Origin of the sequence: Paractinoplanes aksuensis, assembly GCF_024137025.1 — a bacterium.
In the GTDB taxonomy this organism is placed as follows: Bacteria; Actinomycetota; Actinomycetes; order Mycobacteriales; family Micromonosporaceae; genus Actinoplanes; species Actinoplanes aksuensis.
The window spans coordinates 67,580-90,077 of the sequence record NZ_JAMYJR010000015.1 but is presented as its reverse complement, the minus strand read 5'-3'; the positions used below and the strand labels follow the sequence as shown (position 1 = coordinate 90,077).

At 72.4% G+C, this 22,498-nt stretch carries 24 protein-coding genes; 13 read left to right on the top strand and 11 right to left on the bottom strand.

Annotation, left to right across the window (positions count from 1 at the left end; genetic code table 11):
- The first annotated feature begins 101 nt into the window (after window positions 1-101).
- Window positions 102-2,243 (top strand): heavy metal translocating P-type ATPase, encoded by a 2,142-nt coding sequence (locus M1L60_RS15865; RefSeq protein WP_253238184.1) that lies wholly within the window; start codon window positions 102-104, stop codon window positions 2,241-2,243.
- Window positions 2,244-2,545: 302 nt separating this feature from the next.
- On the opposite strand, the gene M1L60_RS15860 is transcribed toward M1L60_RS15865, so the two are convergent.
- The 4 genes from M1L60_RS15860 to M1L60_RS15845 all read right to left on the bottom strand — a co-directional run bounded on the left by M1L60_RS15860 (window position 2,546) and on the right by M1L60_RS15845 (window position 5,807).
- Window positions 2,546-3,250: a TetR/AcrR family transcriptional regulator gene (locus M1L60_RS15860; protein WP_253238183.1), complete on the bottom strand. Its 705-nt coding sequence runs from the start codon at window positions 3,248-3,250 to the stop codon at window positions 2,546-2,548.
- A complete protein-coding gene (locus M1L60_RS15855; RefSeq protein WP_253238182.1) occupies window positions 3,231-3,680 on the bottom strand; it encodes a thiol-disulfide oxidoreductase DCC family protein in 450 nt (149 codons plus the stop codon). The genes M1L60_RS15860 and M1L60_RS15855 overlap by 20 nt, the downstream gene beginning before the upstream one ends.
- A complete protein-coding gene (locus M1L60_RS15850) occupies window positions 3,677-4,102 on the bottom strand; it encodes a hypothetical protein (protein ID WP_253238181.1) in 426 nt (141 codons plus the stop codon). Before M1L60_RS15850 ends, M1L60_RS15855 begins: the two co-directional genes overlap by 4 nt.
- A 268-nt stretch (window positions 4,103-4,370) precedes the next feature.
- Window positions 4,371-5,807, bottom strand: coding sequence for a glycoside hydrolase family 3 protein (locus M1L60_RS15845; RefSeq protein ID WP_253238180.1), 1,437 nt, complete (start codon window positions 5,805-5,807; stop codon window positions 4,371-4,373).
- Between the two features lie 131 nt (window positions 5,808-5,938).
- Between M1L60_RS15845 and M1L60_RS15840 the strand changes: the two genes are divergently transcribed.
- The 3 genes from M1L60_RS15840 to M1L60_RS15830 are packed head-to-tail and all read left to right on the top strand — an operon-like array spanning window position 5,939 to window position 8,857.
- Entirely contained in the window at window positions 5,939-7,129 is a 1,191-nt protein-coding gene (locus tag M1L60_RS15840) for an ROK family transcriptional regulator (RefSeq protein WP_253238179.1), read from the top strand.
- A 32-nt stretch (window positions 7,130-7,161) separates the two neighbouring features.
- Entirely contained in the window at window positions 7,162-7,959 is a 798-nt protein-coding gene (locus M1L60_RS15835; protein ID WP_253238178.1) for an ABC transporter ATP-binding protein, read from the top strand.
- Between the two features lie 4 nt (window positions 7,960-7,963).
- Entirely contained in the window at window positions 7,964-8,857 is an 894-nt protein-coding gene (locus tag M1L60_RS15830; protein WP_308208491.1) for a ribokinase, read from the top strand.
- A gap of 7 nt (window positions 8,858-8,864) precedes the next feature.
- Here the strand turns inward: M1L60_RS15830 and M1L60_RS15825 are convergent, their stop codons facing one another.
- From M1L60_RS15825 to M1L60_RS15810, 4 genes are read right to left on the bottom strand one after another with little or no spacing between them, the layout of a single operon-like run.
- The gene (locus M1L60_RS15825) at window positions 8,865-9,749 is read right to left on the bottom strand and encodes a methyl-accepting chemotaxis protein (protein WP_253238177.1); all 885 of its coding nucleotides are present in this window, start codon (window positions 9,747-9,749) and stop codon (window positions 8,865-8,867) included.
- Window positions 9,746-10,288: a PAS domain-containing protein gene (locus tag M1L60_RS15820; RefSeq protein ID WP_253238176.1), complete on the bottom strand. Its 543-nt coding sequence runs from the start codon at window positions 10,286-10,288 to the stop codon at window positions 9,746-9,748. Before M1L60_RS15820 ends, M1L60_RS15825 begins: the two co-directional genes overlap by 4 nt.
- Before the next feature lie 60 nt (window positions 10,289-10,348).
- The gene (locus M1L60_RS15815; protein WP_253238175.1) at window positions 10,349-10,702 is read right to left on the bottom strand and encodes a DoxX family protein; all 354 of its coding nucleotides are present in this window, start codon (window positions 10,700-10,702) and stop codon (window positions 10,349-10,351) included.
- 10 nt (window positions 10,703-10,712) lie between these two features.
- Window positions 10,713-11,174: a DUF6232 family protein gene (locus M1L60_RS15810; RefSeq protein ID WP_253238174.1), complete on the bottom strand. Its 462-nt coding sequence runs from the start codon at window positions 11,172-11,174 to the stop codon at window positions 10,713-10,715.
- A 55-nt stretch (window positions 11,175-11,229) separates the two neighbouring features.
- Between M1L60_RS15810 and M1L60_RS15805 the strand changes: the two genes are divergently transcribed.
- The 4 genes from M1L60_RS15805 (at window position 11,230) to M1L60_RS15790 (ending at window position 15,976) form a co-directional block, all read left to right on the top strand.
- The gene (locus tag M1L60_RS15805) at window positions 11,230-12,003 is read left to right on the top strand and encodes an enoyl-CoA hydratase/isomerase family protein (RefSeq protein WP_253238173.1); all 774 of its coding nucleotides are present in this window, start codon (window positions 11,230-11,232) and stop codon (window positions 12,001-12,003) included.
- 39 nt (window positions 12,004-12,042) lie between these two features.
- On the top strand, window positions 12,043-12,630 hold the full coding sequence (locus tag M1L60_RS15800; protein WP_253238172.1) for a hypothetical protein: 588 nt from the start codon (window positions 12,043-12,045) through the stop codon (window positions 12,628-12,630).
- 26 nt (window positions 12,631-12,656) lie between these two features.
- A complete protein-coding gene (locus M1L60_RS15795; protein WP_253238171.1) occupies window positions 12,657-14,282 on the top strand; it encodes an Hsp70 family protein in 1,626 nt (541 codons plus the stop codon).
- Window positions 14,283-14,353: 71 nt separating this feature from the next.
- On the top strand, window positions 14,354-15,976 hold the full coding sequence (locus M1L60_RS15790) for an acetolactate synthase (RefSeq protein WP_253238170.1): 1,623 nt from the start codon (window positions 14,354-14,356) through the stop codon (window positions 15,974-15,976).
- Here the strand turns inward: M1L60_RS15790 and M1L60_RS15785 are convergent.
- From M1L60_RS15785 to M1L60_RS15775, 3 genes are read right to left on the bottom strand one after another with little or no spacing between them, the layout of a single operon-like run.
- Entirely contained in the window at window positions 15,973-16,317 is a 345-nt protein-coding gene (locus M1L60_RS15785) for a PLDc N-terminal domain-containing protein (RefSeq protein WP_253238169.1), read from the bottom strand. The genes M1L60_RS15790 and M1L60_RS15785 overlap by 4 nt on opposite strands.
- Before the next feature lie 38 nt (window positions 16,318-16,355).
- Complete coding sequence (locus tag M1L60_RS15780; protein WP_253238168.1) at window positions 16,356-16,670, bottom strand: DUF202 domain-containing protein; 315 nt, start codon at window positions 16,668-16,670, stop codon at window positions 16,356-16,358.
- Window positions 16,667-17,053: a YidH family protein gene (locus M1L60_RS15775; RefSeq protein WP_253238167.1), complete on the bottom strand. Its 387-nt coding sequence runs from the start codon at window positions 17,051-17,053 to the stop codon at window positions 16,667-16,669. Before M1L60_RS15775 ends, M1L60_RS15780 begins: the two co-directional genes overlap by 4 nt.
- Window positions 17,054-17,425: 372 nt before the next feature.
- On the opposite strand from M1L60_RS15775, the gene M1L60_RS15770 reads away from it, so the two are divergent.
- The 5 genes from M1L60_RS15770 to M1L60_RS15750 all read left to right on the top strand — a co-directional run bounded on the left by M1L60_RS15770 (window position 17,426) and on the right by M1L60_RS15750 (window position 22,492).
- On the top strand, window positions 17,426-18,205 hold the full coding sequence (locus M1L60_RS15770; RefSeq protein WP_253238166.1) for an electron transfer flavoprotein subunit beta/FixA family protein: 780 nt from the start codon (window positions 17,426-17,428) through the stop codon (window positions 18,203-18,205).
- 14 nt (window positions 18,206-18,219) lie between these two features.
- Window positions 18,220-19,152 carry an electron transfer flavoprotein subunit alpha/FixB family protein gene (locus tag M1L60_RS15765; protein ID WP_253238165.1) on the top strand — a complete coding sequence of 311 codons (933 nt, stop codon included), beginning with the start codon at window positions 18,220-18,222 and terminating at the stop codon, window positions 19,150-19,152.
- Window positions 19,153-19,229: 77 nt separating this feature from the next.
- On the top strand, window positions 19,230-20,405 hold the full coding sequence (locus M1L60_RS15760) for a cysteine desulfurase family protein (protein WP_253238164.1): 1,176 nt from the start codon (window positions 19,230-19,232) through the stop codon (window positions 20,403-20,405).
- A 10-nt stretch (window positions 20,406-20,415) separates the two neighbouring features.
- A complete protein-coding gene (mnmA, locus tag M1L60_RS15755) occupies window positions 20,416-21,507 on the top strand; it encodes a tRNA 2-thiouridine(34) synthase MnmA (protein WP_253238163.1) in 1,092 nt (363 codons plus the stop codon).
- On the top strand, window positions 21,500-22,492 hold the full coding sequence (locus M1L60_RS15750) for a methionine synthase (RefSeq protein ID WP_253238162.1): 993 nt from the start codon (window positions 21,500-21,502) through the stop codon (window positions 22,490-22,492). The genes mnmA and M1L60_RS15750 overlap by 8 nt, the downstream gene beginning before the upstream one ends.
- The last annotated feature ends 6 nt before the right edge of the window (window positions 22,493-22,498 follow it).

Below are 22,498 nucleotides of genomic sequence, written 5' to 3'. Positions count from 1 at the left end.
GCCAGGGTCACACCGCCGAGCGGACCGCGCCGGCCCAGGTCGCCGCCGTTATCGCCACCTTCGTGGGAAGTGGGTACCCCCAAGGGGTATAGGGTAGGGACATGGAGCGGGTGATCGAGCTCGAGATCGGTGGGATGACGTGCGCCGCGTGCGCCAATCGCATCGAGAAGAAGCTGAACCGGATGGACGGCGTCACCGCGACGGTGAACTACGCGACCGAGAAAGCCCGCGCCACCGTGCCCGCCGCGCTCGCCGCGGCCGACCTCATCGCGGTGGTCGAGAAGACCGGCTACACCGCGGCCGAGCCGACCCCCGAGCCCGAGGCGGCCGCGCCGGGCAAGCGGGACGCGCTGCTGGACCGGTTGCTGGTCTCGGCCGTGCTCAGCGTGCCGGTCATCGTGCTGGCGATGGTGCCGGCCTGGCAGTTCGACTACTGGCAGTGGCTGTCGCTGACCCTGGCCGCCCCGGTCGTCGTCTACGGCGGGTGGACGTTCCACCGGGCCGCGTTCGTCAACCTGCGGCACGGCGCGGCCACCATGGACACGCTCGTCTCGATGGGCACGCTGGCCGCCTTCGGCTGGTCGGTGTGGGCGCTGTTCCTGGGTGACGCGGGCATACCGGGAATGACCCACCCGTTCTCGCTCACCGGCACGCAGGGCGACGCGATCTATCTCGAGGCGGCGGCCGGCGTCACCACGTTCCTCCTGGCCGGGCGCTATCTGGAGGCGCGGGCCAAGCGGCACGCCGGTGACGCCCTGCGGTCGCTGCTCTCGCTCGGGGCCAAGCACGTCACCGTGCTCGAGGACGGCGCCGAGCGGGTCGTGCCGGCCGCCGATCTCAGGCCGGGGGCGCTTTTTCTCGTACGACCGGGGGAGAAGGTCGCTACCGACGGTGTGGTCGTGGAGGGGTCGTCGGCCCTGGACGTCAGCCTGCTGACCGGCGAGTCGGTGCCGGTGGAGGTGCGGCCGGGCGATCCGGTCACCGGGGCCACGATCAACGCGGGCGGCCGGTTGGTCGTGCGGGCGACCCGGGTCGGCGCCGACACGCAACTGGCCCAGATGGCCCGGCTGGTCGAAGAGGCGCAGAACGGCAAGGCGGCGGTGCAGCGCCTGGCCGACCGCATCTCCGGCGTCTTCGTGCCGGTGGTGATCGCGCTGGCGATCGGGACGCTCGGCTACTGGCTCGGCACCGGGCGGGGGGCGACGGCCGCCTTCACCGCCGCGGTGGCCCTACTGATCATTGCCTGCCCCTGTGCTCTGGGCCTGGCCACGCCGACAGCGCTGCTGGTCGGCACCGGGCGCGGGGCCCAGCTGGGCATCCTGATCCGCGGGGTGCAGGCGCTGGAGTCCACCCGCAAGGTCGACACGATCGTGCTCGACAAGACGGGCACGGTGACGACCGGCCGGATGTCCGTGTCGTCGGTCGTCCCGGCCGGCGCCGACCTGTCCGAGGCGGATCTGCTGCGCCTGGCCGGGGCGGTCGAGGCCGCGTCCGAGCACCCGATCGGCCGGGCCGTCGCCGAGGCGGCCCCGAAGCCGCTGCCGGCCGTCGCCGACTTCCGGGCCACGGCCGGTGTCGGCGTGCACGGAACGGTCGAGGGCCGGCGGATCGCGGTGGCGGCCGGAGCGCCGGAGGGGGTGGACGACGCGGCGACCTGGGTCGCGGTCAGCGAGGACGGCGTCCCGCTGGGGTGGATCGCGCTGGCCGACACCGTGCGACCGACCAGCGCCGCCGCCGTGGCCGGGTTGCGCCGGCTGGGGCTGACGCCGATGCTGGTCACCGGTGATTCACCGGCGGTGGCGGCGCACGTCGCGGCCGAGGTCGGGATCACCGAGGTCGAGGCCGGGGTGCTGCCGGCCGGCAAGGTCGACTTGGTCAAGCAGTTGCAGGCGCGGGGGCGGTCGGTGGCGATGGTCGGCGACGGCGTCAACGACGCGGCCGCGCTGGCCCAGGCCGACCTCGGGCTGGCCATGGGCGCGGGCACCGACGTGGCCATCCAGGCGTCGGACCTCACGCTCGTCCGCGGTGACCTGACGGCGGCGGTGGACGCGGTCCGGCTGTCGCGCCGCACGCTCGGGATCATCCGCGGCAATCTGTTCTGGGCCTTCGCGTACAACGTGGCGGGTCTGCCCCTGGCCGCGGCCGGCCTGCTCAACCCCATGATCGCGGGGGCCGCCATGGCCTTCAGCTCGGTCTTCGTGGTGCTGAACAGCCTGCGCCTGCGTGGCTTCCAGGCGGCGTGAACGCAGCGTGAGCCGGGTCGCGGCGGATTGCTCCCGAAATCCCAGTGCCGCGCCCGGCTCACTGTCTGCGTCGCGAGGACTCGATCTGGTCCCGAAGGCCGAGTCGATTCGCGACGTCCCCAGACCCACCTGCGGACATGACGCTACGTGCCGGCAGGCGGACCCGGGAAGATTCCGGTGAGCGAATTAGCCGTTCGGACAGCACGGAATGGGCGACAGATCCGGCTTTTTATGGACACCAAGGCATAAAGTAGGGCAGCTGATTACTCACCGTGAAGTTGACCAAGCATTACTGACAGTGATCAATCGTCCCGGCGGACCGACTCGATCAGCGCCAGCACCTGCCGCAGCGCCGGCCGCAGCACCCGCAGCCGCGACAGCGAGACCAGCCGGTCGATCAGCGGCACGGCCCCGTCGATCAGGCGCCGCGTGCGCCGCTGCCCGGGCGACTTGTCGTACACCCAGAAGAGAATGACCCCCATCCACCCGAGCCACAGCAGCTCGGGCAGCTCCTTGCGCAGTTCGGGGTCGAGCTTGGCGGTCGACCCGTCCACCACCTCGCGGAAGATCGCGATAGCCGCTTCGCGGGCCGGTGACGACTCCCGCGAGAACGGGCTGAGCGGCGACGACGGCTCGGCCGCCGACTTGAAGAAGGTCGCCGCGAACGAGTGGTACGGCTCGTTGACGTCGATGCCGGCGTGCAGCACCCCGCGCAGCCGGGGCGCGAGCTCTTTCTCATCGGCCAGCACCGGCTCGGCCGCGACCCGGTGGGCCACCTGGTTCCGGTCGTAGAACCCCTGGATCAGGTGTTCCTTCGAGTCGAAGTAGTAGTACGCGTTGCCGACCGCGACCCCCGCCTCTTTCGCGATGGCCCGCATGGTCGTCTCGGTGTACCCCCGCTCGCGGAACAGCCGGAGCGCCGTCTCGAGAATCAGCTGCCGCGTCTGCTCGCCGCGAGCCCGTCGGGGCTTCCCGGACTCGGCGGGATCATCGGCAGCGGTCGTCACACCCGTCACCGTAGTACGCCGGGCTGTTGTCGAAGTCCACCGACCGCGTACGCGCCCGGACCGCCGACGCCGCCGCGATGAACCGCCGAGCCGTGGGCAGGAGTGCCGGCGTACTCATCCGCTCCGCCGTCGCGCGGTAGTCGGCGAGCGCCCACAGGCACGCCACCCACGCCCCGTCGCCGATCCACACCGAACCGTCGTCCCCGATCACCGTCACGTCCCGCAGCGTCGCCGCGTGGTCGAGCCCTGGAAATCGCTGCCGGGCTTCTTCGGAGCCAGCAGGCACAAATTCCAGCGGTACGAGTTGAGCCCGGCCCGACAGCCACCGCCGGGCCGCCCGGCAGATCGGGCAACCCGCGTCGTACAGGACGGTCAAGCGGGCGAGGGCCCGGCCGCCCCCTCGTTCGGCCGGGCCCTGGTTCTCGGTCATGCCCGCGCCGGAGGCGGCGGCTGCTGCGGGTGGAACGGCAGCCGGCCGGCGGGCGGCAGGGGCGGTACGGGCTGCTGCTGGCGCAGGCGTCCGCGCCGGTAGCGGCCGAGGAAGAAGACGTTCAGGAAGTGCAGGACGCCCAGCACGAGCAGGACGAGACCGACTTTGCTCGAGAGCGTCTCCAGCGCCTCACTGGTATCGGTGATCGTCTGGTTCGACCGCATGGTGACCGTCACGTAGCCGAGGTTGAGCAGGTAGAAGCCCATCACCAGCAGTTGGTTGATCGCCTTGGCCAGCCGCTCGTCAGCGAACACGTCGACCAGGAACACCAGCCCGTTGCGCGACAGTGTGGTCGCCACCCAGATGGTGAGCCCGACGCTGACGACCAGATACACCAGGTACATCCACACCTTCGGGTCCATCGGACCACCTTTCTCGAACGCGTTCAACTTTGCTGCCTCAGCGTAAGCCTCGAAGTTGAACGTGTTCAAGTAGTGTGACGAAGCAGCCATCGCGCCAAGATCAAGAAGTTGTTCGCGGGGTGCCACCGCCTCCCCCGCCCACCCAAGGGACGTGGGGGAAGGTAGTCGAATTTGAGGGCGCGGGGCGCTGGTTGTCCACAGGCACCGCGGTGCGCTCGATGAGTTGTGCACAAGGTCGGGAGGCGCCCGTGAGCGCCTCCCGACCTCGCTAGGCGTGGGCCAGACCCAGAGCTTCCGCGGCCGCGCGGCCGTTGGCCCGGCTGGCGCCATGCGTGGTGACGAACGCCCGCACCTGCGCCGGCCGCCACGACGACGGCCAGCCCATCTCGACCACCCCGACCGCGTGCGCCGCGGCCAGCTGCTCGACCAGCGCCCGCGTCTCCGCCTTACGGTGCGTGTGCCGCCCCACGACCACGATCGGCCGGGCGCCCGCACGCGCAGCCAGATCAGCGGCCGACGCGTCAGCGGCGACGATCTCGATCTGCTCGGTTCCGTTGAGGTGCGGCGCCAGGCCCCACGGCACGCGACCTTCGGCGATCGAGAAGCCCGACATCAACTGCACCACCAACGGTGATGCCAGCTCGTCCAAGGAGCCCTCCACCCGCACGGCCCGGCGCGCGGCGGCCAGACCGAGGTCGTCGTCGTAGCTGAGCAGGGTGCGATGCCGGCTCGTCCAGGACGCCAGTTCGGCCGTACGGGAAACCGCTTCTTCGAGCCGGCCGACCGGCACACCCGTGACGATCTCGGCCGCCACCGCCTCGACCAGCGCCTCGTCGACCTTGGCCCCGATGCAGAGCAGGTCGGCCCCGGCGGTCAGCGCCCGCACCGCCGCCTGCGGGATGCCCCCGGCCGCGTCCGCCGCGCCCGCCATCTCGAGCGCGTCGGTCACGATCACGCCCTGGAAGCCGAGCTCTTCGCGCAGCAGCCCCTGCAACGCGGCCCGGCTGAAGGTGGCCGGGTCGTCGCCGGTCAGCGCCGGCACCCGGATGTGGGCCGACATCACGACCTGGGCCGAGTCCGCGATGGCGGCGAACGGCGGCAGGTCGCGGGCCCGCAGCACGTCGAGCGGCACGTCGACCGTGGGCAGCGACAGGTGCGAGTCGGTCACGGTCGCGCCATGGCCGGGGAAGTGCTTGGCGCAGGCGGCGACCCCGGCCGACTGCAGGCCCTCGACGGCGGCGCGGGCGTGCCGGGCCACCAGCGCGGGGTCGGCGCCGAACGAGCGGGTGCCGATGATCGGGTTGTCGTCGGCCGTGTTGACGTCGACGGTGGGGGCCAGGTCGAGGTTGACGCCGGCCGCGACCAGGTCGGCGCCGATGGCCGCGTACACCGCGCGGGTGAGGTTCTCGTCGTCGACGGCGCCGAGGGCGGCGTTGCCGGGGTACGGGCTGCCGGTGCGGTGGGCGAGCCGGGTGACGTCCCCGCCTTCCTCGTCGATCGCGATCAGGGCGTCGTCGCGTCCCTCGCGCAGCCGGGCGGTCAGACGGGCCACCTGCGCCGGGTCGGCGACGTTGGTGCCGAACAGGGTGTGACCGGCCAGTCCCTCGGCCAGCAGGGTCACTGCCCAGTCGGGTGCCGTGGGGCCGGGGAAGGCGGCCAGCAGGGTGCCGAGCGCGAGGCGGCGTAGTCCGGGGTCGATCGTCATGGTGTCCTTCCGGTGACGTAAGTCTGGTCTGTACACCCCGCGAGCTGCCATGATCGCTCGGTGCCGGTCGCCGCGACGGGCGCCGTAATCAAATAGGAAACAATCCTAAATTTATCCTAGGGGATCCTGCCATGGCCTCCACCCGCCTTCCGGGCACACCCCGGCTGCTGCGCGCGCTCAACGACCGCGCGGCGTTGGAACTGCTGCTCAGCCGCGGTCCGCTGACCCGGGCCCAGCTCGGTGAGATGACCGGGTTGAGCAAGGTCACCGCGTCCCAGCTGGTGGAGCGTCTGGAGCAGCGGGGCCTGGTGCGCCGGGTGGGCGAGCAGGCCGGCGGGCGTGGTCCCAATGCCCAGTTGTACGCCGTGACGCCGGGCAGCGCGCACGTGATCGGCGTCGACGTCGGCCCCGATCGGGTGGTCGCGGCCTGCGCCGACATCACCGGTTCGATCATCGGCCGGGTCGAGCAGTCCACGAAAGACACCGACGATCCGGTCGGCGTGGTGCACAACGCGGTGGTCCAGGCGGCCACCGACGCCGGCACCGACATGAGTTCCGTACGCCGGGTCGTGCTCGGCACCCCCGGCCTGGTCGACCCCGAGAGCGGCGAGATCTCGTTCGCCTGGGACCTGCCCCGCTGGCACCGCGGCCTGCTCGACGACCTGCGCCGCGACCTGCACACCCCGGTCGTGTTCGGCAACGACGTCAACATGGCCGCCGTGGCCGAGTCGAGCGCGGGCGCCGCCGCCGGGGTCAAGGATTTCGTGCTGATCTGGGCCGGCCGTGGTGTCGGTCTGGCCAGCGTCATCGACGGCCGCCTGCACCAGGGCCACACTGGCGCGGCCGGTGAGATCGGCTACATGCCGGTGGCCGGGGCCGAGGTGCCGCAGCACCCGGGCCGCAAGTCGGGCAAGGGCGGGGTCAAGGGCGGCTTCCAGAGCATCGCCGGCGCCGACGCGGTCAAGGCGATCGGCAAGAAGTACGGCTTCCGGGGCGTCGAGGCGGCCGATGTCGTGCGCGACGCCGTCGCCGCCGGCCCGGCCGGCGAGCCGGTGCTCGACGAGCTGGCCAACCGGCTGGCCCTGGGCGTGGCCGCGACCTGCGTGATCCTCGACCCGCCACTGGTCGTGCTGGCCGGCGAGGTGTCCCAGGCCGGCGGCCCGGCCCTGGCCGCCCGGGTCGAGAACGAGGTGGCCGCGATCACCCTGGTCAATCCCAAGGTCGTGATCACCGGGGTCGAGGCCGAGCCGGTGCTGCACGGCGCGTTGCACACCGCGCTCGACGCCGTACGCGATGAGGTGTTCGGGTCGACCACCGCCTGAGAAGCCGCCGGGCTGCGTGGTTGGATGGACGCGTGCGAAAGCCCGACGACGACACAGTCATTGCCTTCGACCAGGTCAGCGTGATCCGGAGCGGAAGCCACCTGGTCCGCGGCCTGTCCTGGCAGGTCGAGCTGGACGAACGCTGGGTGGTCCTGGGCCCCAACGGCGCCGGCAAGACCACCCTGCTCAACCTGGCCTCGGGCCGGCTCCACCCGTCGCGCGGCACGGCCTGGGTGCTCGGCGAGCGCCTCGGCCGCACCGACATCAACGAGCTGCGGACCCGGATCGGGCTGGCCACCGGCCAGTTCGCCGAGCGGGTGCCGGCGGGCGAGCGGGTGCTCGACGTCGTGGTCACCGCGGCCTGGTCGGTGGTGGGGCGCTGGCGCGAGTCGTACGACCCGCAGGACGAACTGCGCGCCCGCCGGCTGCTCGACCAGCTCGGCATGGGCCCGCTGGCCGAGCGCGACTTCACCACGCTGAGCGAGGGCGAGCGCAAGCGCACCCTGATCGCCCGGGCCCTGATGACCGACCCCGAGCTGATGCTGCTCGACGAGCCCGGGGCCGGGCTCGACCTGGGCGGCCGGGAAGACCTGATCGCCCGGCTGACCGAGCTCGCCCTCGACCCCGACTCGCCGGCCATGGTGCTGGTCACCCATCACGTCGAGGAGATCCCGCCCGGCTTCACCCACGGCCTGCTGCTGCGCGAGGGCACGATCGTCGCGGCCGGCCTGCTGGGCGAGGTGATGACGGCCGAGAACCTGTCCAAGACGTTCGGCCTGTCGCTGGTTGTCGACCGGTTCGGCGACCGCTACGCGGCCCGGGCGGCCTGAGCCCGTGGCGCCGCGCATCGTGGTCGCCGGCAGCGCCAACATGGACCTGGTCGGCCTGGCCCCGAAGCTGCCCCGGCCGGGCGAGACCGTGCTCGGTGACGAGTTCGTGATGATGGCCGGCGGCAAGGGGGCCAACCAGGCCATCGCCGCGGCCCGGGCCGGCGGGCAGACCGTCTTCCTGGGGGCGATCGGCTCGGACGCGTTCGGGGTCAACCTGAACGCCCGGCTCAACGGGGCCGGTGTCGACATGCGGCACGTGCGCACCAGCTACGGCCCGTCCGGCGTGGCCGTCATCATGGTCGACCGCGCCGGGGAGAACTCGATCCTGGTCGCGCCGGGCGCCAACAACACGTTCGTCGGCCTGACCGAGGCCGAGCAGGCCGAGATCGCCGCCGGTGACGTGCTGCTGTGCCAGCAAGAGATCCCGGCCGAGACGGTGGTGGCGGCGGCCCGGGCGGCCCGCGCCGGCGGCACCCGGGTGGTCCTCAACGCGGCCCCGGCCCGTGAGCTGCCCGGCGAGCTGTTGCCGAACATCGACCTGCTGGTCGTCAACGAGGTCGAGGCGCTGATGGTGACCGGCGGCGACACCATCGACGTGCCCGAGCTGCTCTCGCTGGTGCCGCGGGTGGTGCTCACGCTGGGCGGCAGCGGTTCGCGCTACGTCGACCGGGACGGCCGCGACGAGACCGTGCCCGCCTTCCGGGTCGAGGTCACCGACACCACCGCGGCCGGCGACGCCTTCACCGGGGCGCTGGCCGTGGCCTGGGGCGAGGGGCGCGACCTGGTCGAGGCCGTGCGCTGGGCCAACGCGGCCGGGGCGGCCTGCGTACGCCGGGTCGGCGCCTCGAACGCGCTGCCCACCCGCGACGAGATCGACGAGGTCTACCGGGCCGGTTAGGCCGGGCTCAAGCGCGGGCCGTGGTGACGAACCGGTTGACCTCGGACCGCAGCACCTCGGCGAGCTGGGAGAGCCCGGCCATGCCGTGCGCGCTGCCCCCGTCGACGGCGGCCGCGATGCCGTTCACCAGCCCGCTCATCTCGCGGATGCTGTTGGTGACCGTCTCGAGCACGGCCACGGCGTCCGCGGCCACCTCCTGCACGGTGTTGACCTGGCCCATGATCTCGTCGCTGGACGAGCTGGTCTCGGCGGCCAGCGTCTTGACCTCGCCCGCGACCACGCTGAAGCCGCGGCCCGCGTCGCCGGCCCGGGCCGCCTCGATGGTCGCGTTCAACGCGAGCAGGCGGGTCTGCTTGGCCACCTGATTGATCAGATCCACCGCCGTACGGATCTGGTCGGACGCGGTGCGCAGCGACGTCACCGTGGCCAGGCCGCGCTCGGCCTCGGTCACCGCCTCGCGGGCGAAGTCGGCCAGGCTGTTGGTCGACGCGCCCATCTCGGTGGCCGCCGTGGCCACCTGCTCCGAGACGGTCAGCACGGCCGACTCCAGCTCGTCGGCCAGTGCCACCCGGGCCTGGGCGGCCTCGGCGACCCGGGCCGCGGTCTCGCTCATGGCCACGATGGACGCCGAGATCTGCTCGGCTGCCGACCGGAACGCGCCGGACAGGCCGCGGGTCAGGATCCGCCGGTGGAACCGCCCCTCGGCGGCGGCGGCCGAGGCGGCGCCGGCCTCGCGCACGAACGCGTCGCTCATGTCGAGCAGGCTGTTGAGCGCGGTGCGGGCGGCGATCGCCTCCTCAGTGTCGCCGATCGAGGGCAGGCGGGCCTCCAGGTCGCCCGCGGTGGCGCGGCGGCAGACCTCGGTGATGGTGGCCAGGACGGCGTCGGTCACCAGCGCGCTCCGCTGGTCAGGGCCCAGATGAACTCGTCGTACGTGCGGCCGCCGAGCTCGCTCTGCAGCGCCTGCCAACCGGCCTCGACCGCGGCCGGCTTCGAGGTGTGCTGCTGCTCGGCCGTGCGGATGCGCTCGTACAGCCGGCGGACCTCGGCCACCACGGCCGGTTCGGGCAGCCGCCGATTGGAGTGATAGCCGACCAGCTTGCCGTCGGCCGAGAACGACGGCGTGACGTGCGCATAGACCCAGTAGTGGGCGCCGTCGGCCGCCATGTTCACGACGTACGCGAAGATCTCCTCGCGCCGCCCCAGGGTCTCCCAGAGCAGCTTGAACACGGCGCGCGGCATGTCGGGGTGCCGGATGATGTTGTGCGGCTGCCCGATCGCCTCCTCCTCGGTGAGCGCGGACGTGCGCAGGAAGACCTCGTTGGCGTACGTCAGGATGCCGCGCGGATCGGTCTTGGTGACGATGATCTCGTCGGGACCGAAGGTGCGCTCGACCCCGGTGGGCCGCTGGGCGGTGGTCGTCGTTCTCATGGTGATTCGATATTCACCGAAGATTGACCAGCTTGGCGGCGGTTCCCGAAATTCTGACAATCAGCGGGCCACGCGGCGGGCCCAGAGCACCAGCGGCACCTGCAGCGGGAGCCGCCCGAAGGCGATCGCGCGCCGGACCGGGGCGGCGTGCCGCGCGTCCACGGCCATCTTGATGTTGGCCGGGAAGACGGCGACGAAGAGCCCGGCCGCGGCCAGAGCGCCGGCCCGCCGGGTGCGCGGATGGGCGATGGCGGCGGCGCAGGCGAGTTCGGCCGCGCCGCTCAGGTAGGTGTAGGTGCGGCGCCGCCCCGGCAGCGAGCGCGGGACGATCGAGTCGAACGGGCGCGGCACGGCGAAATGCAGCACGCCCATCGTGGCGAGCATCCCGGCCAGGGCGGCAGTGTCCTTCTTCATCCGCACGATGTTACCGACGGGTAGCTGGTTCCAGGGCGCGTTGCAGAGCCCGGTAGATGCGGCCGAACCGGGCCGCGTCGGGGGTGCTCAGCAGCAGCAGGTCGCCGGTGGGGGTGCGGGCCCAGATCTCGCGCACCCGGCTGCCGCGGTCGTAGGACCGGTCGACCCGTTCCAGCAGCACGTCGGCCAGCGGGACGACACCCAGGCCGACCAGCACGCCGCCGCCGATCAGGGCGATCGTGGTGCTGGTGGAGGCGTCGATGACCAGGGCCACCGCGACGGCCAGCAGGCCGATCACGAGCGGGGTGAGGATGGCGAAACCGACCGCGCCGCGCCCGGCGATCGTGCCCCAGGAGCGCCGGCCACGCGTGTGCCACACCTGGATCAGGTCGTCCAGGCGCAGGTCGCGGCCGTTGATCCGGACGCCGGTGGAGCTGATCGACACCTCGGGATCCCGGTAGTACGTGGTCACGCCCTCAGTTTTACCCGTCGTAGGCTGACCTGAACCAACACTCAGGGAGGCGTGCGTGGGCGCATTCGTGACGCTCGAGACCACCGACGGCATCGGCACGATCCGGCTGGATCGGCCCCCGATGAACGCGCTCAACACTCAACTGCAGGAGGAACTGCGCGCGGCGGCCCATGCCGCCACCGTGGACGAGCAGGTCAAGGCCGTCATCGTGTACGGCGGCGAGAAGGTCTTCGCGGCCGGCGCCGACATCACGGAGTTCACCCAGGTCGGCTATCCCGAGATGGCGGTGCGGGCGGCCGCGCTCTCCAGCGCGTTCGACGCCGTGGCCCGCATCCCCAAGCCGGTCGTGGCCGCGATCACCGGGTACGCCCTGGGCGGCGGGTGCGAGCTGGCCCTGGCCTGCGACTGGCGCGTGGTGGCGGACGACGCCAAGCTCGGTCAGCCCGAGATCAAGCTCGGCATCATCCCGGGCGCGGGCGGCACCCAGCGGCTGGCCCGGCTGATCGGCCCGGCCCGGGCCAAAGACCTGATCTTCTCGGGCCGGATGGTCGACGCCGACGAGGCGCTGCGCATCGGCCTGGCCGACCGGGTGGCGCCCGCGGCCGACGTGTTGGCGACGGCGCTGGCGCTCGTCAAGCCGTACGTAACCGGTCCGTCCCTGGCCCTGCGGGCGGCCAAGCTGGCCGTCGACGGCGGGCTCAACACCGATCTGGCCTCCGGTCTCGCGCTCGAGTCGCAACTGTTCGCCGGTCTGTTCGCCACCGACGACCGGATCGAGGGCACCACGGCGTTTGTGGAGAAGCGTAAGCCCACATTTACAGGGCGTTAGCTCTCGACCACATCGACCGCTTGCCATAAAGTCCGACGGGTGGAACCGGTTCCGGTCACGCGCACGGTGCGACGCACTGTGCGCATGGCCGTGGCGCTGGTCGTGGGCCAGGCGGTGCTGTGCGCGCTGATCGGCTGGCTGACCCTGGGCCAGTCCCGGTCCGAGCCGGCCCGCTCCCCGGGCGCGGCGGTCGACCAGCTGGCGGCGCCCCCGCCGGCCGACCCGGCCACGCCCTCGGCCCGCACGGTGATCGCCCCGACCACCCAGGCCCGCGAGCCCGTGCCGGCCACCAGCCGTCCCGCTCCCCGCAAGAAGAAGCGGTCGCCGGCCGCCCCCGAACGGCCCGCCACCACCACCGCTCCGACGACCCGCGCGCCGCAACCGATCAGCGTGCCGCCCGACCCACCCGCGCTCGTGCCGCCCGCGCCCCCGCCTTCGCCCCCGCCTTCGCCTTCGCCCTCTTCCGCCCTTCCGTCGTCGCCTTCGCCCAGTGCCGGATTGGTGCGCGACCCGGTGCGGGTGGGGGACGAATGCCGTCCCACGGGTGCTTACGGGCGAACCGCCGAGGGGGTGCTGGTGCGCTGCGTGCGGGAGTGGAGGCACCCACCGCGCTGGAAGATCGTCTGACAACAGCGACCCCCTAGACTCAGGGGATGGCCATCGACCAAGGTGAGCCGAAGCGGCACGCCCTCGGCGTGGACTTCGGCACCTCGAACACCGTCGCGGTGGCGCGCTGGCCCGACGGCCGCGCGCGCCCGATCCTGGTCGACGGATCGCCGCTGCTGCCCTCGGCCGTCTTCGCCGAGTCCGACGGCACGCTGGTCGTGGGTCGCGACGCCGTGCACAGCGCCCGCATCGACCCGGTGCGCTTCGAGCCCAACCCCAAGCGCCGCATCGACGACGGCCTGGTGCTGCTGGGCGAGCAGGAGTTCCCGGTCGTCGAGCTGATCGCCGCCGTGCTGGCCCGGGTGGCCGAGGAATGGCACCGGGCGGTCGGCCCGGTCACTCCCGACGTCACCCTGACCTGCCCCGCGACCTGGGGCGCGACCCGCCGCTCGCTGCTGGCCGAGGCCGCCGCCCGGGCCGGGCTGACCGGGGCCCGGCTGGTCGCCGAGCCGGTCGCCGCGGCCACCTACTTCGCCGAGGTGCTGGGTCGCGACGTGCCGATCGGTTCGGTCGTCGTGGTGCACGACTTCGGCGCCGGCACGTTCGACGCCAGCGTGGTGGCCCGCACCGCCTCCGGCTTCGAGGTGATGGCGGTCGACGGCCGCGACGACATCGGTGGCCTCGACGTGGACGCGGCGATCGTCGAACACCTGCGCACCAGCGACTGGCAGCGGCTGCTCGAGCCGAGCACGGCTCAGGAACGCCGGGCCCAGCGCCAGCTCTGGGAAGAGGTGCGGATAGCGAAAGAACGGCTGTCGCGCGCCCAGTCGGCCGAGTTCGTGGTGCCGCTGCTCGACACCGAGGTCCACCTCACCCGCGACGAGCTCGAGAAGCTGGCCCGGCCCGTGCTCGACCAGACCGTCCGGGTCACCAAGGGCCTGCTCGACTGGGCCGAGCTGCCCGAGGGGCGGCTGGCCGGCGTGTTCCTGGTCGGCGGGGCGAGCCGGATCCCGCTGGTGGCCACCCTGCTGCACCGTGCGCTGGGCGAGGCGCCGGTGGTGATCGAGCAGCCCGAGCTGGTGGTGGCCGAGGGCAGCATCCTGGCCGACGCCGCGATGCTGGCGACCGGGGCGGCCGCGCCCGGCCTCACCTCCGAGCTGCGGCTGGTCTCGACCGGGCGGGCCGAGTCGGCCACCGTACGGGTCCCGGCCGCGTCCGTGCACGTGCCGGGCACCACCGGTCTGCAGCCGGCGGTCGACCCGTGGCCCGACGCCGACCACAGCAGCTGGGTGCCCGACCCGCACGCGACCGTGCCCACCCCGAAACCGGTCTTCCACCCGCCGGTGGCTCCCGCGTCGCCCGGCCCGGTCACCAATCGTTCGGTCACGAACCGCCCGGTCAGCTCGGGACCGATCACCTCGCGGCCGGTCACCCCGCGCCCGGCCCCGTCGACGTACCGGCCCCGGCCGCCGGCCCGGGTCGAGCACGCCGTGCGCCGGCCCAAGCGCACCGGCGGCTTCCTGCGCTTCGTCCAGATCCTGTTCAGCGTGCTGATCATGATCGCCGTGCCGCTGGCCGCGCTGGTGGTCGCGTACGGCTACGGCAACGGCCTGCCGATCCGGACGGACATCGAGAATCTGATCGCCGACCTGGGCGAGCTGCTCGGAATCTGAAGGTCGTTCACCTTTCCCGCGCCGCCGGGTAGCGTGCCGGGGAACCGGCAATGGCGCGAGGGGAGCACGGCATGGCAGAGGTGATCGACGGTCACGGCGGCGAGCTGGCGCTGGCCGCGGCGCGGGCGTTCGGCGTGAACGAGATGTTCACCCTGTCGGGCGGGCACGTGTTCCCGCTCTACGACGCCGCCCACAAGACCGGGTTCCCGATCTACGACGTACGCCATGAGCAGACCGCCGTCTTCGCGGCCGAGGCGGTGGCCAAGCTGCAGCGCCGCCCCGGGCTCGCGGTGCTCACCGCCGGCCCCGGCGTGACCAACGGCATCTCCGGCCTGACCAGCGCGTTCTTCAACGCCTCGCCGGTGCTGGTGCTCGGCGGCCGGGCGCCCGCGTTCCGCTGGGGCTCGGGCAGCCTGCAAGAGTTCGACCACGTGCCGCTGGTCGCCCCGATCACCAAGTACGCGGGCACCGTCACCGACACCGACAACATCGCGGGCGAGGTCCGGGCCGCCCTGACCGCGGCGCTCACCGCCCACCGCGGCCCGGCCTTCCTCGACCTGCCGCTCGAGATCGTCTTCTCGACCGGCGAGGCCGCCACGCCGGGGGCGCCGGCCGTTCCGGTCATCGAGGCCGACCCGGACGAGGTCTCCCGCGCGGCCGGCCTGCTCGCCGCGGCGGCCCGCCCGGTGATCATCGCGGGCTCCGACGTGTGGGGCGGCGACGCGATCGCCGAACTGCGGGCCGCGGCCGAGGCGCTGCAGGTGCCGGTCTTCACCAATGGCATGGGCCGCGGCGCCCTGCCCCCGTCGCATCCGCTGGCCTTCGCCAAGGCCCGCCGGCCCGCGCTCAACGAGGCCGACGTGGTCTGCGTGATCGGCACCCCGCTCGACTTCCGGCTCGGATTCGGTGAGTTCGGCGCGGCTCGGGTCGTGCACATCGTCGACGCCCCCAGCCAGCGCGCGACGCACGTCGAGACGGCCGTGTCACCCGCCGGCGACCTGCGGCGCATCCTGGCCGCGATCGCTGACCACACCGGCGACCGGGCCGACCACACCGAGTGGATCGAAGGGCTGCGGACGGCCGAGGACGCGGGCAAGGCGCGCGACGCCGAGGCGATGGCGGCCGAGACCGACCTGATCAAGCCGGCGCGCATCTACGGCGAGCTGCGCAAGGTGCTCGCGCCGGACGCCGTGACCATCGGCGACGGCGGGGACTTCGTCTCGTACGCGGGAAGGTTCCTCGAACCGGCTCAACCCGGCACCTGGCTCGACCCGGGACCGTACGGATGCCTCGGCACCGGCATGGGCTACGCGATGGGGGCCCGGGTGACCTACCCCGACCGCCAGATCTGCGTGCTCATGGGCGACGGGGCGGCCGGCTTCTCGCTGATGGACGCGGAGTCACTGGTCCGGCAGGGACTTCCGGTGGTCATGGTGGTCGGCAACAACGGCATCTGGGGGCTCGAGAAACACCCCATGCAGGCCATGTACGGCTACGACGTCGCGGCCGACCTGCAGCCGGGTCTGCGCTACGACGACGTGGTCAAGGCGCTGGGCGGCGCGGGCGAGACCGTCGAGAAGGCGGCCGAGATCGGACCGGCCCTCGAGCGCGCTTTCGCCGCCGGGGTGCCCTACCTGGTCAACGTCCTGACCGACCCCGGCGACGCCTACCCCCGCTCGTCGAACCTCGCCTAAGGCTGGTCTTTTTCCTCGTTCTTCAATTCCTTCTCCCACTGGGCGAGCGCCTCGCGCTCGCGGCGGGACTGCTCGGTGTCGACCGAGCGCAGGAAGTCGGGATCGTCGTCCGGCGCCGAGGGGGCTCGGCGCCGGCGCGGCACCGTGCCTTCCTCGGGCGCGGGCAGCGGGCGGCCCCAGAGGAAGTACGCGAGCGGGCCCAGCAGGGGGATGAGAAGGATCACCAGCACCCACACCAGACGCGGCGCGTTGCGGACGCGGGCAGCCGACAAACAGCTGATCAGCGCCAGAACGAAGAGCACCAGCTGCACGGCAGCGAGGAGGATGAACAACCGGACCATGTGGCAATGATGACGCGCGTCGGGCGATCCGGCGACGATCAGAGCATGACAACCAGACTTGCGAGCACGGCGAGAGCGACGGTGATCAACGCGTAGGCCGGAATCGTCCGCCGTCCGGGGTGGGGCGGGTGCTGCCGCAGGGCCCGCGCGCGGCGGTAGGCGATCGCCACCAGGAACGACCAGCCGAGGCTGCTGAGGGCAGCGGTGATCCACTGCACGACGCCGGCGTCCGGGTGGAATGCGGGCCGGGCGGCGAGCAGGCCGACGACCGCGGCCGACAGGGCCGTGCGCCGCCATGCGAACCGGGTCCGCTCGGCCGCCGCGCCGTGGTCGGGCGTCCACTCGACGCTCACTCCACGGCCTGGACGACCACGGCGACGATCATCGCGACGGCGCCCAGGGCGACTGTCACGGCTAGGACGGCCGGGAACTTCGAGCCTGGCAGCTCCTGGCCCAGGCGCATGGCCCGTTCGGTGCGGGCCCAGTGGTCGACCGCGCGCAAGGCGACCAGGCCGCCGAGCACGAGCAGGACGATGGCCATGATCTCGCGCAGGTGGGCGATGGGCAGCGGCGGCAGGAACTGGGCGACGCCGAGCCCGCCCGCGATCAGGGCCAGGCCGGTGCGGATCCAGGCCAGGAACGTGCGCTCGTTGGCCAGCGAGAAGCGGTAGTCCGGCGTACGGCCGACCGTGGGGGTCTTCTCGGGGTCGATCCATTGCCGCAGGCCAGCTAACACGTGTGAATTATTGACCTTCTTGGTCGAATAGGTGCATCCACAGCATGCGGACTTCGTCACTCACGCACGCCTCGCGGGGGCGGCCGCATCGGCAGTAGGGGGAGTCCGAACTCACGCGGCCATGGGTGTTCAGCACAGGCGCGGGTCCGCGTGGTAGACGATGTGAGGCGGACGGAAGCAATCCGTCGGCCACTGGAGTGATTAGGCCGGACATTTCGTACACCTCCCTGTACCGACTGTAGCCAGTGAGCGGCCGGCGCGGGTGAGGTGAGTCACTCTGGGTGGCCGACACGCCTAAGCTACTGACGGGTAACCTGTCGGGAGGCGTCCGGCCGTAAAGGTGCGTTCACAACAGGAGGTCGTAGGAGCGCGATGAATATCGTCGTACTGGTCAAGCAGGTGCCCGACTCCGGTGCCGAGCGTACCCTGAGCCCCTCGGACAACACGGTCGAGCGGGCCTCGGCCAACAACGTCATCAACGAGATGGACGAATACGCCATCGAAGAGGCGTTGAAGATCAAGGAAGCGCACGGCGGCGAGGTCACCGTCCTCACGATGGGCCCGGCCGGCGCGACCGAGTCCATCCGCAAGGCCCTGTCGATGGGCCCCGACAAGGCTGTGCACGTCTCCGACGACGCGCTGCACGGCTCGTGCGCCGTCGCCACCTCCAAGGTGCTGGCCGAGGCGCTCAAGACCCTCAACGCCGACCTGATCATCGCCGGCGCCGAGTCGACCGACGGCCGCGTGCAGGTCATGCCGCACATGCTGGCCGAGCGGCTGGGCATCGCGGCGCTGACCGGCGCCCGCAAGCTCACCGTGGACGGCTCGCAGCTGACTGTCGAGCGGCAGACCGACGAGGGCTACGAGGTCGTCACCGCGGCCACGCCGGCCGTGGTCAGCGTGTGGGACACGATCAACGAGCCGCGGTACCCGTCGTTCAAGGGCATCATGGCCGCCAAGAAGAAGCCGGTGCAGGCCCTGTCGCTGGCCGACCTGGGCGTCTCCGCCGACGAGGTGGGCACGGCCGGCGCGACCAGCCAGGTGGTGGAGTTCTCGCCGCGTCCGCCGCGCTCGGCCGGCACCAAGGTCACCGACGAGGGCGACGGCGGCACGCAGCTGGTCGCGTACCTCGCCACCGAGAAGTTCGTCTGAGCGGGGAGCGGAACATGGCTGAGGTATTTGTTGTCGTCGAGGCCGGCGTCAAGAAGGTCACGCTCGAGATGCTGACCATCGCGCGCGGGCTGGGCGAGGTTTCGGCCGTCGTGTTCGGTGAGGCCGACACGGCCAAGCTCGGTGAGTACGGCGCCTCCAAGGTGTACGTGGCGACGGATTCCGCCATCCAGGATCACCTGGTGGCGCCCAAGGCGGCGGTGATCGCTGACCTCGTCCGCGAGAAGCAGCCGGCCGCGGTCCTGCTGGCCTCCACCCAGGAGGGCAAGGAGATCGCCGGTCGCCTGGCCGTCAAGCTCGACAACGGGCTGCTGACCGACGCGGTCGAGGTGGCCGCCGACGGCACCGCGACCCAGGTCGTGTTCGCCGGTTCGGGCATCGTCAAGTCCAAGGTCACGCGCGGCCTGCCGATCGTGACGATCCGCCCCAACTCGGTCACGCCGGCGCCCGAGGCCGCGACGCCGGCCGTCGAGCAGCTGACGGTGACCGTCAGCGACGCCGACAAGCTGACCAAGGTCGTCGAGCGCGTGGTCGAGCAGAAGGGCTCGCGCCCCGAGCTGACCGAGGCCGGCATCGTCGTCTCCGGCGGTCGTGGCGTCGGCAACGCGGACAACTTCAAGCTGGTCGAGGAGCTGGCCGACCTGCTCGGCGGCGCGGTCGGCGCGTCCCGGGCCGCGGTCGACTCCGGCTTCTACCCGCACCAGTTCCAGGTGGGTCAGACCGGCAAGACCGTCTCCCCGCAGCTGTACGTGGCGCTGGGCATCTCCGGCGCGATCCAGCATCGGGCCGGCATGCAGACCTCGAAGACGATCGTGGCGGTCAACAAGGACGCCGAGGCGCCGATCTTCGAGCTCGCCGACTACGGCGTGGTGGGCGACCTGTTCAAGGTCGTGCCCCAGGCGGCCGACGAGATCCGCAAGCGCAAGTAATTCCGGTCACCGCACGGCCCGGCGCTGAGCGCCGGGCCGTGCTGCGTCCGCGGGGCGAGGCATAAGCTTGGGCACTGATGGCCTACTTGGATCACGCTGCGACCACGCCGATGCTCGACGAGGCGCTGGCGGCATATGTTGCGGCGGCCCGCGAGGTCGGTAACCCGTCGTCCCTGCACGCGGCCGGGCGGCATGCCCGGCGCCTGGTCGAGGAGTCGCGCGAGCGCATCGCGGCCGCCCTCGGCGCCCGTCCGTCCGAGGTGATCTTCACCAGCGGCGGCACCGAGAGCGACAACCTCGCGGTCAAGGGCATCTTCTGGGCCCGGCGGGCCGGCTCGCTCAACCGCAGCCGCGTGGTCGCCTCGTCGGTCGAGCACCACGCCGTGATGGACAGCGCCGACTGGCTCGGCACCCACGAGGGCGCCCAGCTGAGCTGGCTGCCGGTCGATGAGGCGGGCCGGGTCGACCCGGCCTCGCTGGCTTCGCTCCTCGCGTCGTACGCCGAGGAAGTGGCTGTCATCAGCGTGCAGTGGGCCAACAACGAGGTCGGCACGGTGCAGCCGGTGGCCGAACTGGCCCGGTTGGCGGCCGACGCGGGCATCCCCTTCCACACCGACGCGGTGCAGGCCCTGGGTCAGGTGCCGGTCGACTTCGCGGCCAGCGGCGCCGCGGCCATGACGGTCACCGGGCACAAGGTGGGCGGGCCGGTCGGGGTGGGCGCGCTGCTGCTCGGTCGTGACGTGGCCTGCACCCCGTTGCTGCACGGCGGCGGCCAGGAGCGCGATGTGCGCTCGGGCACCCTCGACACCGCCGGGGTGGCGGCCTTCGCCGTGGCGGTCGAGACGACGGTCAAGAGCCAGGCCGCGTACGCCCAGCGGGTCGGCGACCTGCGCGACGAGCTCGTGGCCCGGGTGCGGGCCGCGGTGCCCGACGCGATCCTCAACGGCGACCCGGCCGACCGGCTGCCGGGCAACGCCCACTTCAGCTTCCCGGGTTGCGAAGGCGACGCGTTGTTGCTGCTCCTGGACGCGCAGGGCGTCTGCTGCTCGACCGGCTCGGCCTGCTCGGCCGGGGTCGCCCAGCCCAGCCACGTGCTGGTCGCCATGGGCGCCGACGACGACCGGGCGCGGTCCTCGCTGCGGTTCACGCTCGGGCACACCAGCACTCTCGCCGACGTCGACGAGTTGCTGGCCGCTCTGCCCGGGGCGGTCGAGCGCGCCCGCCGCGCCACCGCCTGGAAAACCCCCCGTTAGGCTTGACCCCATGCGAGTTCTTGCGGCCATGTCGGGCGGGGTCGATTCCGCCGTCGCCGCCGCGCGCGCCCACGCCGCCGGCCACGACGTCACCGGGGTGCACCTGGCGCTGGCCCGTAACCCCCAGACCTTCCGCACCGGTGCGCGCGGCTGCTGCACGCTGGAAGACTCCCGCGACGCCCGCCGCGCCGCCGACGTGATCGGCATCCCCTTCTATGTGTGGGACATGGCCGAGCAGTTCAAGGCCGACGTCGTCGACGACTTCGTCGCCGAGTACGCGGCCGGCCGCACCCCCAACCCGTGCCTGCGCTGCAACGAAAAGATCAAGTTCGAGGCGGTGCTCGACCGGGCTGTCGCGCTCGGCTTCGACGCCGTGGTCACCGGCCACCACGCCCGCCTCGGGGCCGACGGCCTGTTGCGCCGCAGCGTCGACGAGGGCAAGGACCAGTCGTACGTGCTGGCCGTGCTCACCCGCGAGCAGCTCGACCGCGCGGTCTTCCCGCTCGGCGACTCGACCAAGGCCCGGGTCCGCGAAGAGGCGGCCGAGCGCGGTCTGGCCGTGGCCGACAAGCCCGACTCGCACGACATCTGCTTCATCTCCGACGGCGACACCCAGGGCTTCCTGCAGCGGCAGCTCGGCGACGCCCCCGGCGACATCGTCGACGGCCGCACCGGCGAGCGGCTGGGCAGCCACAACGGGGCCTACGGATTCACCGTCGGCCAGCGCAAGGGCCTCGACCTGCGCGTGCCCGCGGCCGACGGCCGCCCCCGCTACGTGCTGTCGATCACCCCGGTCACCAACACGGTCACCGTCGGCCCCCGCGAGGATCTCGAGGTGGGCGTGGTCACCGCGTCCAAGGTCATCTGGCACGGCGAGTCGACCTCCGTCGAATGCGACGTGCAGCTTCGCGCGCACGGCGAGGTCTACCCGGCGACCGTGACGATCGAGGGCGACACGCTCACGGCCCGCCTCACGTCGCCCGCCCGCGGTGTCGCGGCCGGCCAGGCGATCGTGGCCTACCAGCGCTCGGCCGACGGCGATATCGTGCTCGGCTCGGCCACCATCACTGCCTCCGCGCCCCTGGCGACCGCGCGTGCCTGACTTCCCATGGGCGGCGGGCTCGGCCACCGGCATCGGCTCGCTGCCCGGCACCGACATCGCCGAGGCCCAGCGCGTCGTCCTCGGCGAACTGCCCGACCTGCCCCACCTGGCCGAGCTGCCCGCCCGCGGCCCCGGCGCCGACATGATCGGCCGCAGCGCCGGCTTCCTGGTCGAACTGCCGGTCCAGCTGTACGCCGGCCAGTGGCAGGTGGCACCCCGCCCCGGCCAGGACATGCGCCGCACCGCCGACCTGCTCGAACGCGACCTCGACCAGCTCACCGAACAGGGCGAGCACTACGCGGGCCCCCTGAAGATCCAGTCGGCCGGACCGTGGACGCTGGCCGCCGCCCTCAACCTGCAGATCGGCGGCCGCCTGCTGCGCGACGCGGGTGCGGTCCGCGACCTGACCGACTCGCTGGCCGAGGGCCTCCGCCGCCACGTGGACGACGTACGCAAGCGGCTGCCGAGGGCCGAGGTGCTGCTGCAGCTCGACGAGCCGTCGCTCCCGACGATCCTGGCCGGGCGGGTGCCGACCGAGAGCGGGTTCAGTGCGTATCGAGCCGTTCCCGGCCCCGATGCTGCAAGTGCCCTGCGCACGGTGGTCGAGGCCGTGGGCGTGCCGGTGATCGCACACTGCTGCGCGCCGGACATGCCGCTCCAGGTCTTCCGGGACGCTCGGGTGGCCGCGGTCGCTCTCGACCTGTCGCTGGTGAAAGACCTGGACCCGATCGGCGAGGCGCTGGAGGCGGGGACCGGCCTCTTCGCCGGGGCCGCACCGACCACACCGCCGGCCGCGGGCATCGACGGCAAGAAGGTGGCCGAGCGCGTGGCCACGCTGTGGAAGCGGCTGGCCTTCCCGGCCGAGCAACTGCCCCGTCAGGTGGTCATCACCCCGGCCTGCGGCCTGGCCGGCGCCTCGCCTGCCTACGCCCGCACCGCGCTGACCGCCTGCCGCGAAGCCGCCCGCCGCCTCTCCGAGGTCTGACCCCCC

Bases quoted from the DNA above. Each gene is read 5' to 3' on its own strand.
- M1L60_RS15865 (WP_253238184.1), top strand. From the start codon at position 102: ATGGAGCGGGTGATCGAGCTCGAGATCGGTGGGATGACGTGCGCCGCG.
- M1L60_RS15855 (WP_253238182.1), bottom strand. From the start codon at position 3,680: ATGACCGAGAACCAGGGCCCGGCCGAACGAGGGGGCGGCCGGGCCCTC.
- M1L60_RS15850 (WP_253238181.1), bottom strand. From the start codon at position 4,102: ATGGACCCGAAGGTGTGGATGTACCTGGTGTATCTGGTCGTCAGCGTC.
- M1L60_RS15845 (WP_253238180.1), bottom strand. From the start codon at position 5,807: ATGACGATCGACCCCGGACTACGCCGCCTCGCGCTCGGCACCCTGCTG.
- M1L60_RS15840 (WP_253238179.1), top strand. From the start codon at position 5,939: ATGGCCTCCACCCGCCTTCCGGGCACACCCCGGCTGCTGCGCGCGCTC.
- M1L60_RS15820 (WP_253238176.1), bottom strand. From the start codon at position 10,288: ATGAGAACGACGACCACCGCCCAGCGGCCCACCGGGGTCGAGCGCACC.
- M1L60_RS15815 (WP_253238175.1), bottom strand. From the start codon at position 10,702: ATGAAGAAGGACACTGCCGCCCTGGCCGGGATGCTCGCCACGATGGGC.
- M1L60_RS15795 (WP_253238171.1), top strand. From the start codon at position 12,657: ATGGCCATCGACCAAGGTGAGCCGAAGCGGCACGCCCTCGGCGTGGAC.
- M1L60_RS15790 (WP_253238170.1), top strand. From the start codon at position 14,354: ATGGCAGAGGTGATCGACGGTCACGGCGGCGAGCTGGCGCTGGCCGCG.
- M1L60_RS15785 (WP_253238169.1), bottom strand. From the start codon at position 16,317: ATGGTCCGGTTGTTCATCCTCCTCGCTGCCGTGCAGCTGGTGCTCTTC.
- M1L60_RS15770 (WP_253238166.1), top strand. From the start codon at position 17,426: ATGAATATCGTCGTACTGGTCAAGCAGGTGCCCGACTCCGGTGCCGAG.
- M1L60_RS15765 (WP_253238165.1), top strand. From the start codon at position 18,220: ATGGCTGAGGTATTTGTTGTCGTCGAGGCCGGCGTCAAGAAGGTCACG.
- M1L60_RS15760 (WP_253238164.1), top strand. From the start codon at position 19,230: ATGGCCTACTTGGATCACGCTGCGACCACGCCGATGCTCGACGAGGCG.
- mnmA (WP_253238163.1), top strand. From the start codon at position 20,416: ATGCGAGTTCTTGCGGCCATGTCGGGCGGGGTCGATTCCGCCGTCGCC.